Here is a 16,245-nt window from a genome sequence, read left to right as displayed (position 1 = left end):
GACCTGCCGTCTTGTCCAGGAGAAATGCCATGAATCCGCCCCTTGCCTTGCGCGATGTCGATCCTCAGGAAACACGAGAGTGGCTGGAGGCGCTGGAGGCCGTGGTGGCTGCCGAAGGCCGCCCGCGCGCCCATTACCTCATCGATCAGCTGATCGATGCCGACGCGCAGCGCCATGGTGATCTGCACGGGCGTGTGACGACCGCCTACGTCAACACCATCGGTCGTGCGCAACAACCCGCCTATCCCGGCGATCTGGCGCTGGAAGCGCGCCTTAACGCATATATCCGCTGGAACGCCATGGTGATGGTGCTGCGCGCGGGCAAGCACTCGAACGTGGGTGGACACATCGCCACCTATCAATCGGCTGCCGTGCTGTATGACGTCGGTTTCAATCATTTCTTTCGTGGCCGCACCGAGCGTTACGGCGGCGACATGGTCTATATCCAGGGGCATTCTGCGCCGGGTATCTACGGCCGTGCGTACCTGGAAGGACGCATTACCGAAGCGCAGCTGGACAATTTCCGGCGCGAGGCCGGGGGCGAGGGCCTGTCTTCTTATCCGCACCCGCGACTGATGCCGGATTTCTGGCAATTCCCGACGGTATCCATGGGCCTTGGGCCGCTGACGGCCGCCTATCAGGCGCGCTTCATGCGCTATCTGGAATACCGTGGCCTGCTGGCGCACCAGGGGCGCAAGGTCTGGGCTTTCCTGGGCGATGGCGAGATGGACCAGCCCGAGTCCCTGGCGGCGATCTCTCTGGCCGGGCGCGAGCGGCTCGATAACCTGATCTTCGTGGTCAATTGCAATTTGCAGCGCCTGGACGGGCCGGTGCGCGGCAACGCCAAGATCGTGCAGGAACTGGAGGGCGCGTTCCGCGCCGCCGGCTGGCATGTGATCAAGGTGCTGTGGGGCAGCGGCTGGGATGATTTGCTTGAGCGTGATGCCACCGGGCTGCTGCGCCAGCGCATGATGGAATGCGTCGACGGCGAATACCAGACCTTCAAGTCGCAAGGCGGCGCCTATGTCCGCGAGCATTTCTTCGGCAAGTATCCCGTGCTGCTGGAGCTCGTGGCGCATCTGTCGGATGACGACATCTGGGCGTTGACGCGCGGCGGCCATGATTTCGAGAAAGTCTATGCCGCCTACGAGGCCGCCTCACGCAAGACGGGTTGTCCCAGTGTGGTGCTGGTCAAGACGGTCAAGGGTTTCGGCATGGGTGAGGCCGGTGAGGGCCAGAACATCAACCACCAGCTCAAGAAGATGAGCGCCGATGCCGTGCGCGCTTTTCGCGACCGTTTCGATCTGCCGGTCCCGGATGGGCAGCTCGAAGAAATGCCCTATCTGAAACCGGCCCCCGAGAGCGCGGAAGGACGTTACTTCGCAGCGCGGCGCGAGGCGCTGGGCGGTTATGTGCCGGCGCGCGTGGCCAGGGTGGCCCCGCTGGCCGTGCCTGCCCTGGAGGCTTTCGCCACGCAGCTCAAGGACAGCGGCGAGCGCGGAGTGTCCACCACCATGTCTTTCGTGCGTATCCTGGCCACTTTGCTCAAGCACCCGGAACTGGGCAAGTTGGTCATTCCGATCGTGCCGGATGAGTCACGCACCTTTGGCATGGAGGGACTGTTCCGCCAGATCGGCATCCACGCCTATCTGGGCCAGCTTTATACCCCGCAGGATGCCGGGCAGCTGAGTTATTACAAGGAAGCCAAGGACGGGCAGATCCTGCAGGAGGGCATCAACGAGTCCGGCGCCATCGCCTCGTGGATCGCCGCGGGCACGGCCTACAGCAATCACGGCGTGGCTGCGATTCCCTTCTATATCTTTTATTCGATGTTCGGGCTGCAGCGGGTAGGGGACCTGGCCTGGGCCGCGGCCGATGCGCGCACGCGCGGCTTTCTGCTGGGCGCCACGTCGGGGCGCACCACGTTGATGGGGGAGGGGTTGCAGCATGACGACGGGCACAGCCACGTCTTGTCGTCGGTGATTCCGAATTGCATTTCCTATGACCCCACCTATGCCTATGAGTTGGCCGTCATCATCCAGGACGGCTTGCGGCGCATGTATGCCGAGCAGGAAGATATCTACTATTACATCACCCTGCTGAACGAAAACTATCCCAATCCGGCACTGCCGATGGGCAGCGAGGCCGGCATCCTCAAGGGCCTGTACCTGCTGCGTGCGGCAGATCAGGGCGCCTGGCAGGCGCCACGGGCGCAGCTCATGGGCAGCGGCGCGATTCTGCGCGAGGTGCTCGCCGCCAGTGAAATGCTGGCCCATGACTTCGGCGTGCAAAGCGATGTCTGGAGCGCCACCAGCCTGACCGAACTGCGCCGCGATGGCCTGGCCGCCGAACGCTGGAATCTGCTGCATCCGCAGGACGAGCCAAGGATTTCCTATGTGCAGCAGTGTCTGCAAGGCCATCCCGGGCCGGTGCTGGTGGCGACCGACTACATGAAGATCGTCGCGGACCAGATCCGGCCGTTCGTGCCGGGGCGCTTCGTGGCTCTGGGCACCGACGGTTTCGGGCGCTCGGACACGCGGGAATCGTTGCGCAGCTTCTTCGAGGTCGATCGTCGCTTCATTGCCCTGGCCGCCCTCAAGGCGCTGGCCGATGATGGCTTGATTGCGCGCCAGCGCGTGAGCGAAGCTATGCAGCGCTACGAGATCGATCCGGGGAAAACCGACCCGGCCAGCATTCAATAAACGCGCTTTCCTTTCGCCGTGCCGGCCTGGCGCACGCGTGCCTTGCTATGATCGCTGCCGGATGGGGACGGATCCCCGTCCGGTCTCATGGTTCATTGATCAGGAAGGCGATGCACACGATGGAAAACGACGCCGCGCGCGGTGGCGTCAGATGGCTGTTGAGGGCCGAAGGGTTGTGCGTGCTGGGTATCGGCCTGCTGGTCTATGCCGAGCATGGGGCAGGCTGGCCGTTCTTTGCGGTGGGATTCCTGTTGCCGGACCTGACATTGCTGGGCTATCTGGCTGGCCCGCGCGTGGGCGCCTGGCTGTACAACAGTGCGCATTCCTATGTGGGCGCGATGCTGTGCCTGGCTGCAGGCGTCTGGTCGGCTGCGCCCTGGGTGATTGCGGCCGGTTGGATATGGGTCTGCCATATCGGCTTTGATCGCATGCTGGGCTATGGCCTGAAGTACGGGCAGGGGTTCCGCTACACCCATCTCGGAAAGATCGGCCGCGACGCGCCTTCGCGGCCTTGAACCGCTTCTGATGCAAGCGCCCCACGCAGAACGGTGTTCAGCGTGGGGCGTTGCGTCTGGCGCGGGTTTGGTCAGCGCTTGAGTTTTGCGAAAGCGTCGGCCATGGCGCTGTTGGCCGGCAAGCCTTGGCGGCTCCCCTGGTCATTGCCACGGCGCTGCGAGCGCTCGTTGCCGCCGCGCGCGCCGCCCGCCGGCGCGGAGCTGCGGCGTTGCTGCGGCTCGGCGCTGTCGTTCAGGCGCATGGTGAGGGCCACGCGCTTGCGCTGCACGTCGACCTCAAGCACCTTGACGGAGACAGTCTGGCCTACCCGCACGACATCGCGGGGGTCTTTGACGAACTTCTCGGCCAGCGCCGAGATATGCACCAGACCATCTTGGTGCACGCCGATGTCGACGAAGGCGCCGAAGTTGGCGACGTTGGTGACGACGCCTTCGAGCACCATGCCCGGATGCAGGTCGTTGAGGGTTTCGACGCCTTCCTTGAACTGGGCAGTTTTGAACTCGGGGCGCGGGTCGCGGCCGGGTTTTTCCAGTTCGCTGAAAATGTCGCGCACGGTCGGCAGCCCGAAGCGCTCATCGGTGAAGTCTGCCGGCGAGATGCCTTTGAGCGCTTCGCGCTGGCCGATGATCTGGCGCACATCGGCCTTGATGCGGGCCACGATGCGCTCGACCACCGGGTAGGCCTCCGGGTGCACCGAGGATGCATCCAGCGGGTTCTCGCCATTGGGGATGCGCAGGAAGCCGGCAGCCTGCTCAAAGGCCTTTTCGCCAAAACGCGGCACGCGGCGCAATTGCTCGCGAGTGGGGAAGGCGCCGTTCTCGTCACGCCAGGCGACGATGTTCTTGGCCAGGGAGTTGTTCAGGCCCGACACCCGCGCCAGCAGCGCTGCCGAGGCAGTGTTGACGTCCACGCCCACGGCGTTCACGCAGTCTTCGACCACGGCATCGAGGGAGCGCGCCAGTTCGCGCTGATTGAGGTCGTGCTGGTACTGCCCCACGCCGATGGCCTTGGGATCGATCTTGACCAGTTCGGCCAGCGGATCCTGCAGGCGGCGGGCGATGGAAACCGCCCCGCGCAGCGTGACGTCCAGGTCCGGGAACTCCAGCGCGGCCACTTCGGAGGCCGAGTACACCGAAGCGCCTGCCTCGGATACCACCACGCGGGTGAGCGACAGCTCGGGGAACTGGCTCATCATGTCGGCAACCAGTTTCTCGCTCTCGCGCGAGGCGGTGCCGTTGCCGATGGCAATCAGCTCGACCTTGTGGCGTGCGCACAGCGCGGCCAGGGTGTTGATGGTGCCCTTGCGGTCCATGCGCGGCTCGAAGGGGTAGACCGTGGCGGTGTCGACCACCTTGCCGGTACGGTCGATCACGGCCACCTTGCAGCCCGTGCGGATGCCGGGGTCCAGGCCGAGCACGACCTTGGGGCCGGCGGGCGCGGCCAGCAGCAGGTCTTTCAGGTTGGCCGCGAACACGCGGATCGCCTCGGCCTCGGCTTCTTCGCGCAGGCGCCCGAAGAACTCGGTTTCGAATGCGGTCAGCAGCTTCACGCGCCAGGTCCAGCGGCAGACTTCGCCCAGCCAGCGTGCACGCGGGGTGGCGTCCAGGGCGAACAGGCCGCTGCCCAGCTTCAGAAAGGCTGCGATACGGCTCACACAGGGGTGGGGCAGTTGCGCTTCGAGTTCTTCCTGCAGGCCCACACGCAGTTCCAGCACGCCCTGCTGGCGGCCGCGCATCAGTGCCAGCACGCGGTGCGAGGGCAGGGTGCGCAGTGGCTCGTTGAAGTCGAACCAGTCGCGGAAATTGGCGCCTTCGGTTTCCTTGCCATCGACCATCTTGGAATACAGCAGGCCGGTGGTCCAGAGATGCTCGCGCAGGTCGGCCAGGAGATCGGCATTCTCGGCGAAGCGCTCGGCGAGGATGTCGCGCGCGCCGTCCAGCGCGGCCTTGGCATCCTCGATCTTGGCTTCCGGATTGAGGTACTGCGCGGCAAGGACTGCCGGGTCGCAGGACGGATCGGCCAGAATGGCGTCGGCCAGCGGCTCCAGCCCGGCCTCGCGCGCGATCTGCGCACGAGTGCGCCGCTTGGGCTTGTAGGGGGCGTACAGGTCTTCGAGACGCTGCTTGGTTTCGGCGCTGGCGATTTCGTGTTGCAGCTCGGGGGTCAGCTTGCCTTGCTGGTTGATGGACTCCAGGATGGCGATGCGACGCTCTTCGAGCTCGCGCAGATAGGAGAGGCGGACCTCCAGGGTACGCAGTGCGCCGTCGTCCAGGCCACCGGTAGCTTCCTTGCGGTAGCGCGCGATGAAGGGCACAGTGGCGCCGTCGTCCAGCAGATCCACGGCCGCAGCGACCTGGCTGGCGCGCACCGCAAGTTCGGTGGCCAGTTGCTCGATGATGCGGGCATGATCAACAACGCCCGGCGCGGCGTTCGTGAGAGCGGAAGTTTCAGACATCTCGATACGTCGACAAGGGAAAAAGAAGGGTCAGCAAGGGCCGGATTGTGCCATAAGCGATTCCGGCGCCGCAGACCCGGGATGCGGGTTCGGTCAAAGGGACCCGGCGCACGGCACAAGCCCCGGCGCGTTAATATGGCGTCCAATTTAGCGCATGTCACCCCGAATGCTGGACCTGGATATTTCAGAATTTTTCGACGCCGATGGCCCGCTGGCTCAAGCCATGCCGGGCTATCGCCCGCGTCACGCGCAGGTAGAGCTGGCGCAAGCCATCGAAAGCGCCATGGCCGACCGCGCCACGCTGGTGGCCGAGGCCGGCACCGGTACGGGCAAAACCTGGGCCTATCTGGTGCCCGCCATCGTGCAGGGCGGCAAGGTGCTGGTCTCGACCGGCACGCGAACCCTGCAGGACCAGCTCTTCGCGCGCGATCTGCCCAAGGTGCGCGCGGCCTTGGGCGCGCCGGTGACGGCCGCACTGCTCAAAGGGCGCGGCAACTATCTCTGCCATTACCATTTGGAACGTCTGCAGGGCGATGACCGGGCGCTGAAGTCGCGCACGGAAGTCGCTCAGCTGCGTCAGATCCAGGTTTTCGCCGGCACCACCAAGACCGGTGACCGTGCCGATCTGGCGCAGATCCCCGAAGACGCCGACATCTGGCAGCGCGTGACCTCCACACGGGAGAATTGCCTGGGGCAGGAGTGCCCGCGCATCCGCGACTGTTTCGTGGTCAAGGCCCGCCGCCAGGCCCAGGAGGCCGACATCGTGGTGGTCAATCACGCGCTGTTCATGGCGGATCTGGTATTGCGCGAAGAAGGGGTGACCGATCTGTTGCCCGAAGTCGATACCGTGGTGTTCGACGAGGCGCATCAGTTGCCCGATACCGCCACGCGTTTTCTGGGCAGCAGTGTCTCCACGCATCAACTGCTCGATTTCGCCCGCGCCCTGGAGGCCGCCGGCCTGGGGCACGCGCGCGAGGCTGCCAAATGGAGCGACGTGGGCCGTCAGGTCGAGACCGCTGCGCGCGAGCTGCGTCTGGCCTGTGCTGCGCTGGAGCACCTGCCGGGCCGCAAAGCCACCTTCGAGGCGATCCCGGAACCCGAAACCTTCGACGCTGCGCTGGCGCAGCTGCGCCAGGTCCTGGAGGCGGCCACGCGCGCCTTGACCCAGGTGGCCGAGAAGCATCCGGACCTGGCTACCGTCGCGCGCCAGGGCGCCGACCTGTGCCTGAAACTGGGGCGCTGGTCGCTGCCGGCCCGCCACGGGCATGCCGACGAAGGCTGGGGCGAAGATGTCAACACGCCGGCTGACGAGTTGATCGCGGCCCTGGCCACCCAGGAAGCGCCTGCCTGGAGCGGTCCGGCCGTGCGCTGGGTCGAGCAGGGGCAGCACCATGTGCGCCTGCATGCTGCGCCGCTGTCGGTGGCGCAGGCGTTTTCCCGCTATCGCAAAGGCGGACAGGCCTGGGTGCTGACCTCGGCCACCTTGTCCGTGCAGGGCGACTTCGGTCATTTCACGCGCCAGCTGGGCCTGAGCGATGCCCGCACCGGACGCTGGGAGTCCCCCTTCGACTATCCGTCGCACGGATTGCTTTTCGTGCCACAAGGCATGCCCGAGCCGCAGTCGCCGCAGTTCATGCAACGCTTTGTCGATAACCTGCTGCCTTTGCTGGAGGTCAACCCTGGCGGTGCGCTGGTGTTATGCACCACCTTGCGCGCTGTCGAACGGGTGGCGCAATTGCTGGGCGAGGCATTCGAACAGGCCGGGCACGAGTGGCCGTTGCTCAAGCAGGGGCAATCCACACGGCGGGATCTGCTGGATCGTTTCGCGCGCCTGGAGCACCCGGTGCTGGTGGGCAGCGCCAGTTTCTGGGAAGGGATAGATCTGCCTGGCGACATGCTGACGCTGGTGGCCATCGACAAGCTGCCTTTTGCGCCGCCCGACGATCCGGTGATCGAGGCGCGCCTGCGCGCCTGCCGCGCCGAAGGCGGCAATCCTTTCGCCGAGTACCAGTTGCCCGAGGCAGCCATTTCCCTGAAGCAGGGGGCCGGCCGCCTTATCCGCACCGAGACCGATTGGGGCGTATTGATGGTGGGCGATCCCCGGCTGGTCGAGAAGCCTTACGGCAAGCGCCTGTGGCGCGGCCTGCCGCCGTTTGCGCGTACCCGCGATATCGGGGCGGCGCTGGCCTTCTATCGCCAGCACGGCAGCCCGGACTGAGCCAGGCCTGCTTCGGACGGACGGCTGGTTTATAGTCGGATCAGTGCAATCGCGAGGCGGACGCGCCGCGGCAGGGCGGACCCGCGCTTTCGTGTGCCGGCATCGACTACGACTTGGAGGCAGGGCATGCAGGATAGGCAGCAACGGGTCGCGGCCAGCTTCGGCGCGCAAGGCCTGATGAGCACGCTGGGCGCGACGCTGGCTTTCGTCGGCGATGGCGAGGTGCATATCGCACTGCCGTTCTCCCAACGTCTGTCCCAGCAGCACGGTTTCGTGCATGCGGGCGCCATCACCAGCGTGGTCGACAGCGCCTGCGGTTATGCGGCGCTGACCCAGGCGCCGGCCGGTTGCGAGATTGTGACGGCCGAATTCAAGGTCAATTTCATGCGTCCGGCGCTGGGACGGCATTTCCTGGCCGTGGGCAAGGTGCAGAACGCGGGCCGGGCGCTCACGGTGTGCACGGGGGAAGTGCGCGCTTTCAGCGCCGATAAACCCGGCTACAAAGTCGTCGCCCTGATGCAGGCCACCCTGGTCAACGTGCCATCTGAGGCGCGCTGAGGCGACAGAGACGATTTCGCCGCCGCCTGCCCCGGTCCCCGGGCAGGGGAGGGAGCCGGCGGCGGCGAGTCAGCCGCGCAGGAGGTCGATCAGCGGAATTGGAAGGGGTTCCACCAGCTCTTGTCGTCCTTGAAGCCTTCTTTCTTGAGCTTGCTGTTGGGGAAGTTGCTGTCCAGCACGCGCTCGGTGTCGTCCTTGAGCTGGGTCATCTTGAGCTTGTCATAGGACAGCCACATGATGTAGAGCGCCTCTTCGGTGGCGGGTGCGCCCTCGAAGTCGGTGATCACGGTCTGGGCGCGGTTGATGGCGGCCAGGTAGGCGCCGCGCGTGTAGTAGTAGCGCGCCACGTGCACTTCGTTCATGGCGATGGCGTTGACCAGCCAGGTCATGCGCTTCTCGGCATCGGGCGTGTATTTGCTGTCCGGGAAGCGCTGCACCAGTTCGAGGAAGGCGTCGTAAGAAGCGCGCAGGCCCTTGGGATCGCGCTCGGCCGGGTCCTGGCCGGTGATGTTGGCCATGAAGGCGCTGGCCGGCGTGAAGTTGATCAGCCCTTTCAGGTAGAGCATGTAGTCGGTGCCCGGGTGATTCGGGTAGAGCTGCTGGAAGCGGTCGATGGCGGCCAGGGCCTGCTCGTTTTCGCTGTCTTTCCAGTTGACATAGGCCAGTTCGATGAGGGCCTGCTGGGCATAGTTGCCGAAGGGGTAGCGGCTTTCGATGGCGGTCAGGCGCTCGCGCGCCTCTTTCCAGTTGCCGGCGGAGATTTCTTCCTTGGCGTCGGCGTAGAGCTGTTCGGCGCTCCAGCCGGCCGTTTTGTCGTACTTGGTGTCGGATGTACCGCAACCAGAGACCAGCAGCACGGCGGCCAGGGCCAGGGCCGCGCTCAGGGCCTTGCCACGGCGGGGATTCAGGAGAGCTGCGTTGCGGAGAATCACGAGAGTCGTTTCCTTGGTGATAGGATGCTGGGCTGATTATATGATTTGTGCCATGTCTGATACAGCCGCCTGCGTTGAACCGTCTTCCGATGACGAACCTTTGGCGATTCTCATCCCTGCAGGCACCCCCGGAGACCGGCTTGACAAGGTCCTGGCGGGCCTGATGCCGGGGCATTCCCGCAGCCGCCTGCAGGGCTGGATCGAGGCCGGCCATGTGCTGGTCAACGGCGCGCCGGCCAAGGTGCGCCAGGCCGTCGGCGCCGGTGACGTCCTGACTGTGTGGGAGCAGCCTGCGCCGGAAAGCCACGCTTTTACTGCAGAACCGGTCGAATTCGCCGTTGTCGATGAAAACCCGGACTGGATCGTTGTCAACAAACCCGCTGGTCTGGTCACCCATCCCGGCGCGGGTAACTGGAGCGGCACCTTGCTCAACGGGCTGCTGCATCGTTACCCCGAATTGTCGCGGGTGGCGCGCGCGGGCATCGTCCATCGCCTGGACAAGGATACCTCCGGCCTGATGGTGGTGGCGCGCAACGAGCTGGCGCAAACCCATCTGGTGCGCCAGTTGCAGGCCCGTTCCATGGGGCGGGAGTACATCGCCCTGGTGCATGGCTGGCTCTCCGGCCACGGCACGGTGGCGCGCGATATCGGGCGTGACGCCCGGGTGCCGGTGCGGATGAGCGTGGAGCGACCCATCGCGCCCAAGCCGGCCGTCACGCATTACCGGGTGGAGCGCCAGGGCGTGGCCGCAGGCGGTGAGCGGGTGACGGCGGTGGTCTGCCGGCTGGAAACCGGACGCACCCACCAGATCCGTGTGCACATGGCCAGCCTGGGCCATCCGCTGCTGGCCGACACTATTTATGGCGGGCGCGCGCTGGCCGGCGCCACGCGCCAGATGCTGCACGCACGCGCCCTGCATTTCGATGACCCGGGCGGGCGCGGCGAGTTGTCCTTTGCCGCCGCCCCGCCCCAGGACATGCAAGACGTCGAGGAGGCGCTCATATGGAACGCATGATGGCCGGCCTGCCGGTGGTGGCCGGGGCCGAGTGGCCCGGCGTAAGGTATTTCTGCACTACCCGCTGCGGCGGCGTGGGCCAGGCCCCGTTCGACACCTTCAATCTCGGCATCCGCGCCGGCGACGCGCCCGAGGCCGTGGCGGAAAACCGTCGCCGCCTGGCGGCTGTGCTGCCGGGCGAACCGCGCTGGCTGCGCCAGGTGCACGCCAATGCCGTGCACGACGCCGATGCGCCGGCTCCTCAAGGCGAGATCGCCGCCGACGCCAGTGTCACGACCTGCCCCGGGCAGGTGCTGGCAGTGATGGTGGCCGATTGCCTGCCGGTGTTGCTGGCGGACGCCCGCGGACAGGTTCTGGGCGCCGCGCATGCAGGTTGGCGCGGCCTGTCCAGCGGGGTCCTGGAAAACACTCTGTCCCTGATGCAGGCCAAGCGCCCGCAGGCGCAGGGCTGGCGCGCCTGGGTCGGGCCGGGCATCGGTCCGGCCCACTTCGAGGTGGGCGCCGATGTGCTGCAGGCGTTCGGCGCCGAAGGCGATGCCGAGGTGGCGGCGCATTTCAAGCCGGCCAGCCCGGGAAAATGGCTGGCCGATCTGCCGGCGCTGGCACGCCTGCGGCTGACGCGGGCCGGAGTGCAAACCGTCGAACTGAGCGGCTATTGCACTTATCGCGAGCGGGATCGTTTCTTTTCCTATCGGCGCGACCGCGAGACGGGCCGTATGGCGCTGCTGGCGTGGCTGGAGCACACGCCGGATTGATCTAAGTCAAATCGGGCCCAGCCCGAGCATTCAAGCGCATGGGGTATGCTCCCGCCTGGCCTTGGATTACCCGGATTGACAGGCCAGGGGGCCGGATAGACCATCAAAGCGCGCAGTTCCGATAACAAGGTGTCGAAGTGACCGTCCAAATTTCTCCCTCATGGCCTGGTTCGGTAAGCATGGCGCCGCAAGCCCTGGCAGATATCCAGGCCGAGTTTTCCCAAGAGTGGCTGCGCATCTGCGACCTGGCCCAACGCGGCGAACTGGGCGCGCCTGCGGATCGCCGCTTTTCCAGCCCGGCCTGGCTTGCCGATGGTCAGCGCCTGCTGATGGCGCATGCCTACCTGCTGTCGGCCCGCACCCTGAACCGGATGGTCGAGGCCGCGCAGGTCAGTGAGCCGGTACGCAGTCGTCTGCGTTTCTCCGTCATGCAGTGGGTCGATGCGCTGTCGCCGGCCAACTTCCTGGCCTTCAATCCCGATGCGCAGCAGGCCATCATCGACAGTGGCGGCAAGGCCCTGACTGCCGGGCTGGCCAACCTGATGGCGGACCTGAAGAAGGGGCGCATCACACAGACCGACGAAAGCCATTTCGAAATCGGGCGCAACGTCGCGACGACCGCGGGCGAGGTGGTCTACGAAAACCGTCTCATGCAGCTCATCCAGTACGCGCCGCTGACGGCGCGCGTGCATGCGCGCCCGCTGGTGGTGGTGCCGCCCAACATCAACAAGTACTACATTCTGGACCTGCAGCCCGAGAATTCCTTCGTGCGGCATGCCGTGCAGGCCGGGCATACGGTCTTCATCGTTTCGTGGCGCAACCCGCTGGAGGGCGATCCCGACGATGTGGCGCGCGCCACCTGGAGCGACTACCTCGACGAGGCCGTGTTGCCCGCGCTGTCCGTGGCCAGCGAGATAACCGGTCAGAAGCAGGTCAACGCGTTGGGCTTCTGCGTGGGCGGCACCATGCTCGCCTCAGCCCTGGCGCTGGCCGAGGCGCGGGGGCACAAGCCGGTGGCCTCGCTGACCCTGTTGACCTCGCTGCTGGATTTCCACGACACGGGCGTGCTCAAGGTGTTTGTCGACGAGGCGCATGCCCTGCTGCGAGAGCAGCAGATGGGGCAGGGCGGCCTGATGCCGGCGCGCGACCTGGCGACCACCTTCTCTTTTTTGCGGCCCAACGAGCTGGTCTGGAACTATGTGGTGTCCAACTACCTGAAAGGCCAGACGCCGCCGGCGTTCGACCTGCTCTTCTGGAACGCCGACAGCACCAATCTGCCGGGTCCCTTTTTCACCTGGTATTTCCGCAATACCTATCTTGAGAACAATCTGAAAGTGCCGGGCGGCACGCAGGCCGGCGGCGTCGGCCTTGACCTTACCCGCCTGACCATGCCGGCCTACATCTACGGCTCGCGCGAGGATCACATCGTGCCGTGGCAGGCCGCCTATGCCTCCACGCAGGTGCTGCGCGGCCCGGCGCGCTTCGTGCTGGGGGCTTCCGGGCATATTGCGGGGGTGATCAATCCGCCGGCCAAGCAGCGCCGCAGCTACTGGTGCTGCGACGAGCTCCAGCCCCTGCCGGGCGATCCCCAGGCCTGGCTGGCCGAGGCCGATGAACATCCCGGCAGCTGGTGGCCGGACTGGCTGGACTGGCTGGCCCCGCATGCGGGCAGGCGCGTGGCAGCGCCGCGCGCGGCCGGCAGCAAGGCCTATCCGCCCATCGAGCCCGCGCCCGGGCGCTATGTGAAAGTGCGGGCGACCTGATCGTCCGCAGCAATTATCTGGTGATTATCAATCTGAGCGGGTCGAATAGGAGGAAGTCAAAATGAGCGGAAAACTGGCGTATGTGACGGGCGGCATGGGTGGCATCGGGACCTCTATTTGCCAGCGCCTTGCCAAGGACGGCTTCCGCGTGGTCGCCGGTTGCGGCCCGAGCCGCAATTACCAGCAATGGTTGGATGAGCAGGCAGCCCAGGGTTATACCTTTTATGCCTCGGTAGGCAACGTCTCGGATTGGGATTCCACTGTCGAGGCCTTCGATCGTGTCCGCGCCGAACTGGGCGAGGTCGATGTGCTGGTCAACAATGCCGGCATCACGCGTGACGGCCTGTTCCGCAAAATGACGGTCGATGACTGGCGCGCCGTGATCGACACCAACCTGAACAGCCTGTTCAACGTCACCAAGCAGGTCATCGACCCCATGGTCGAGCGCCAATGGGGGCGAATCATCAACATCAGTTCCGTCAACGGGCAGAAGGGCCAGTTCGGGCAGACCAACTACTCCACCGCCAAGGCCGGCATTCACGGTTTCACGATGGCGCTGGCCCAGGAGGTCGCCAGCAAGGGCGTCACGGTCAACACCATCTCGCCGGGTTATATCGGTACCGACATGGTGCGCGCCATCCGCCCCGATGTGCTGGAGAAGATCGTGGCGACCATCCCGGTGCGCCGCCTGGGCTCGCCCGAAGAGATCGCCTCGATCTGCTCCTGGCTGGCCAGCGACGAGTCGGGCTTTGCCACCGGAGCGGACTTCTCGCTCAACGGCGGCCTGCACATGGGCTGACGCCGCTTGACCGGGCCGGCCAGCGCCGGTCCGGCAAAGCACGTAAAATAGTTTAGATTTGAAAAATATCGATCCTGGTGACCGCCATGACCCAAGCACAATCTGACGCGCCCCAGCGTCTGATCAAGAAGTACCCGAATCGCCGCTTGTACGACACGCAGACCAGCACCTACATCACGCTGGCCGACGTCAAGCAGCTGGTGCTGGCCGACGAAGTGTTCCAGGTGGTCGATGCCAAGAGCGGCGAGGATCTGACCCGGAGCATTCTGCTGCAGATCATCCTCGAAGAAGAGGGCGGCGGCATGCCGATGTTCTCGGCAAGCATGCTGGCGCAGATCATCCGTTTCTATGGCCACGCCATGCAGGGCATCATGGGCTCCTACCTGGAGAAGAACATCCAGGCCTTCATCGAGATCCAGCAGCGTATGGCGGAGCAGTCCAAGGGCCTGTACGGCAGTCAGTTCGGCCCCGAGGCCTGGACGCAGTTCATGAATGTGCAGACGCCGATGCTGCAGAAGATGATGAACAACTACATCGACCAGAGCAAAAACCTGTTCGTGCAGATGCAGGACCAGATGCAAGATCAGACGCGGGCGATGTTCTCCAACTTTCCTTTCCCGCCGGGACAGGGCGGCCGAAAGTAAAACCGTCTGTAAATGCCTTGGGCGCTCTCTGGAGCGCCCTTTTGTTTTCTGAAGGGCCGAAAAATTCAGGAGGCTGTCAGCGCTGCGCTTTTATCATTAATAAGAACACTTATTATTTAGATTGCTTTCGTAAGCTGACACTTACCGAGGAAAAGCCCATGTTGAAGAAAGCCCTCTGGCTGGCCCTGGCCGCAATGACTGTCTCCGGTGCCGCTCAGGCCGTCGAGTACCCGATCGGCAAGCCGGTCGAGAAAGGCGGCATGGAAATCGGTGCGGTCTACCTGCAGCCGGTCGAGATGGATCCGCCGGGAATGATGCGCCCGGCCAAGGACTCGGACATCCACCTGGAAGCCGACATCCATGCCCTGGCCAACAACCCGACGGGTTTTCCCGAGGGCGAATGGATGCCCTACCTGGTGGTGAATTACGAAATCCAGAAGGTGGGCAGCCAGAACGTGCAAAAGGGCGAACTGATGCCGATGGTGGCCAACGATGGCCCGCACTATGGCGAAAACATCAAGCTCGAAGGCCCGGGCAAGTACCAGCTCAAGTACACCATTCTGCCGCCGACGGCCAACAAGATGGCGCACTTCGGGCGTCACATCGACAAAGAGACTGGGGTGGGTCCGTGGTTCGATCCGATCCAGCTGGAATATGAGTTCGTCTACGCCGGCACCGGCAAGAAGGGTGGGTACTGATCGTGCGCATCCTGTGGGCGTTTCTGTTTGCGATGTTGCTGGGCGGGCCGTTGAGCGCGCAGGCTTCGGACCTGCCGACATTCACGCTCACGTTCAAGCCGGATGGCACTTTCGAGCCGGCGCGGCTGGAGGTGCCGGCCGGCCGCTTCAAGATTGAACTCGTCAACGCAAGCAACGAGCCGGTCGAGTTCGAGAGCATCCCGCTGCGCAAGGAGAAAGTGCTTGGGCCAGGGGTCAGATCGTTCGTCGTGATCACGATTTCCCGGCCCGGCGAGTATCCCTTTTTCGACGACTTTCACCCCGACGTGAAAGGGACGCTGGTCGTCAAGCCCAAGGATTGAGCCCGGACGGGCGTTATGGAACAGGTTGCATTCATTGTCTGGCGCGAAAGCGTCGAAGCCCTGCTGGTGGTGGGCATTCTGTACTCGTGGCTGCGTGCGACGCCCCAGGGCCGTCGTGGCCTGCCCTATCTCTGGGGGGGCGTGGCGGCAGGGCTCGGGCTGGCCGTCATGCTGGCGCTGGTGCTGCTGGGCGTCTCCGAGTGGCTGAGCGATACCGGCCAGGAGTGGTTCCAGGCCGGGATGTCGCTGCTGGCCTGCGTGCTGGTGGTGCAGATGGTCGTCTGGATGCGGCGCCATGGCCGCACGCTCAAGAATGAGCTGGAGTCCGGCGCGCGCGCCTCCGCCGAGCACGACAGCTGGTGGGGCGTGCTGGTGCTGGTGATGATCGCCGTGGCCCGCGAGGGCAGCGAGACGGTGGTGTTTCTCTACGGCACGGTGGCTGCGGCCCGCGATGGCGGCAGCCCCGCGATGCTGGCGCTGGCCGGGCTGGGGGGTTTCGTCGTCGCCCTGGTGACGTTCTGGCTGTTGCAGCTGGGCGGAAAGCTGATTACCTGGCGACGCTTCTTCCGCATTACCGAAGTGTTGCTTCTGCTGTTGGCCGGCGCCTTGCTGGTCGGCGGCCTGGATCACCTGATTTCGCTGGATGTGTTGCCGACCCTGATCGATCCGGTCTGGGACAGCGCCTGGCTGCTCGATGACAGCAGCGGCGTGGGCAAGATTCTGGCTGACTTTGCGGGCTATCGCGCCTACCCGGCACTCAGTTCGGTGCTGCTCTGGCTGGCGTACTGGCTGGTCGTGTGGGCGCTGTTGCGCCGCGCGGACCGCCGCGTCGGGGCGCCTGCCCGCTAA

The 16,245-nt window shown here is 65.1% G+C and carries 14 protein-coding genes; 12 read left to right on the top strand and 2 right to left on the bottom strand.

All coding sequences use genetic code 11. The annotated features are described in order from the left end of the window. Nucleotides 1-29: 29 nt before the first annotated feature. Both aceE and A7V84_RS20340 read left to right on the top strand, forming a co-directional pair. On the top strand, nucleotides 30-2,702 hold the full coding sequence (aceE, locus tag A7V84_RS20345; RefSeq protein WP_063492071.1) for a pyruvate dehydrogenase (acetyl-transferring), homodimeric type: 2,673 nt from the start codon (nucleotides 30-32) through the stop codon (nucleotides 2,700-2,702). A gap of 119 nt (nucleotides 2,703-2,821) precedes the next feature. After that, nucleotides 2,822-3,217 (top strand): DUF4260 domain-containing protein, encoded by a 396-nt coding sequence (locus A7V84_RS20340; protein ID WP_025517720.1) that lies wholly within the window; start codon nucleotides 2,822-2,824, stop codon nucleotides 3,215-3,217. 71 nt (nucleotides 3,218-3,288) lie between these two features. Here A7V84_RS20340 and tex read toward each other — a convergent pair whose 3' ends face one another. After that, nucleotides 3,289-5,673: an RNA-binding transcriptional accessory protein Tex gene (gene tex, locus A7V84_RS20335; protein WP_025517719.1), complete on the bottom strand. Its 2,385-nt coding sequence runs from the start codon at nucleotides 5,671-5,673 to the stop codon at nucleotides 3,289-3,291. A gap of 166 nt (nucleotides 5,674-5,839) precedes the next feature. On the opposite strand from tex, the gene A7V84_RS20330 reads away from it, so the two are divergent. Then, on the top strand, nucleotides 5,840-7,891 hold the full coding sequence (locus A7V84_RS20330) for an ATP-dependent DNA helicase (protein ID WP_063492072.1): 2,052 nt from the start codon (nucleotides 5,840-5,842) through the stop codon (nucleotides 7,889-7,891). A 126-nt stretch (nucleotides 7,892-8,017) separates the two neighbouring features. Then, complete coding sequence (locus A7V84_RS20325) at nucleotides 8,018-8,449, top strand: PaaI family thioesterase (protein WP_025517715.1); 432 nt, start codon at nucleotides 8,018-8,020, stop codon at nucleotides 8,447-8,449. An 89-nt stretch (nucleotides 8,450-8,538) separates the two neighbouring features. Here A7V84_RS20325 and A7V84_RS20320 read toward each other — a convergent pair whose 3' ends face one another. Further along, nucleotides 8,539-9,333, bottom strand: a complete 795-nt coding sequence (locus tag A7V84_RS20320; RefSeq protein ID WP_033534064.1) for an outer membrane protein assembly factor BamD — start codon at nucleotides 9,331-9,333, stop codon at nucleotides 8,539-8,541. A gap of 100 nt (nucleotides 9,334-9,433) precedes the next feature. Here A7V84_RS20320 and A7V84_RS20315 point away from each other — a divergent pair, with 100 nt between their 5' ends. From A7V84_RS20315 to A7V84_RS20280, 8 genes are all read left to right on the top strand, one after another. Then, nucleotides 9,434-10,396 carry an RluA family pseudouridine synthase gene (locus A7V84_RS20315; RefSeq protein ID WP_025517711.1) on the top strand — a complete coding sequence of 321 codons (963 nt, stop codon included), beginning with the start codon at nucleotides 9,434-9,436 and terminating at the stop codon, nucleotides 10,394-10,396. Next, the gene (gene pgeF / locus A7V84_RS20310) at nucleotides 10,384-11,151 is read left to right on the top strand and encodes a peptidoglycan editing factor PgeF (protein ID WP_063492073.1); all 768 of its coding nucleotides are present in this window, start codon (nucleotides 10,384-10,386) and stop codon (nucleotides 11,149-11,151) included. The genes A7V84_RS20315 and pgeF overlap by 13 nt, the downstream gene beginning before the upstream one ends. 179 nt (nucleotides 11,152-11,330) lie before the next feature. Then, complete coding sequence (phaC, locus tag A7V84_RS20305; protein WP_212760361.1) at nucleotides 11,331-12,914, top strand: class I poly(R)-hydroxyalkanoic acid synthase; 1,584 nt, start codon at nucleotides 11,331-11,333, stop codon at nucleotides 12,912-12,914. A gap of 61 nt (nucleotides 12,915-12,975) precedes the next feature. Then, complete coding sequence (locus A7V84_RS20300; protein ID WP_025517706.1) at nucleotides 12,976-13,713, top strand: 3-ketoacyl-ACP reductase; 738 nt, start codon at nucleotides 12,976-12,978, stop codon at nucleotides 13,711-13,713. 86 nt (nucleotides 13,714-13,799) lie between these two features. After that, a complete protein-coding gene (gene phaR / locus A7V84_RS20295; protein WP_025517704.1) occupies nucleotides 13,800-14,357 on the top strand; it encodes a polyhydroxyalkanoate synthesis repressor PhaR in 558 nt (185 codons plus the stop codon). A 158-nt stretch (nucleotides 14,358-14,515) separates the two neighbouring features. Then, nucleotides 14,516-15,055, top strand: a complete 540-nt coding sequence (locus A7V84_RS20290; RefSeq protein ID WP_025517703.1) for an iron transporter — start codon at nucleotides 14,516-14,518, stop codon at nucleotides 15,053-15,055. A 32-nt stretch (nucleotides 15,056-15,087) separates the two neighbouring features. Further along, on the top strand, nucleotides 15,088-15,396 hold the full coding sequence (locus tag A7V84_RS20285) for a cupredoxin domain-containing protein (protein ID WP_101605248.1): 309 nt from the start codon (nucleotides 15,088-15,090) through the stop codon (nucleotides 15,394-15,396). Nucleotides 15,397-15,411: 15 nt separating this feature from the next. Further along, nucleotides 15,412-16,245 carry an FTR1 family iron permease gene (locus A7V84_RS20280; protein WP_033533966.1) on the top strand — a complete coding sequence of 278 codons (834 nt, stop codon included), beginning with the start codon at nucleotides 15,412-15,414 and terminating at the stop codon, nucleotides 16,243-16,245.

It is taken from the genome of Bordetella trematum (assembly GCF_900078335.1).
GTDB lineage: Bacteria > Pseudomonadota > Gammaproteobacteria > Burkholderiales > Burkholderiaceae_B > Bordetella > Bordetella trematum.
The sequence above is the reverse complement of the archived record's forward strand: the minus strand, read 5'-3'. Positions and strand labels throughout refer to the sequence as shown.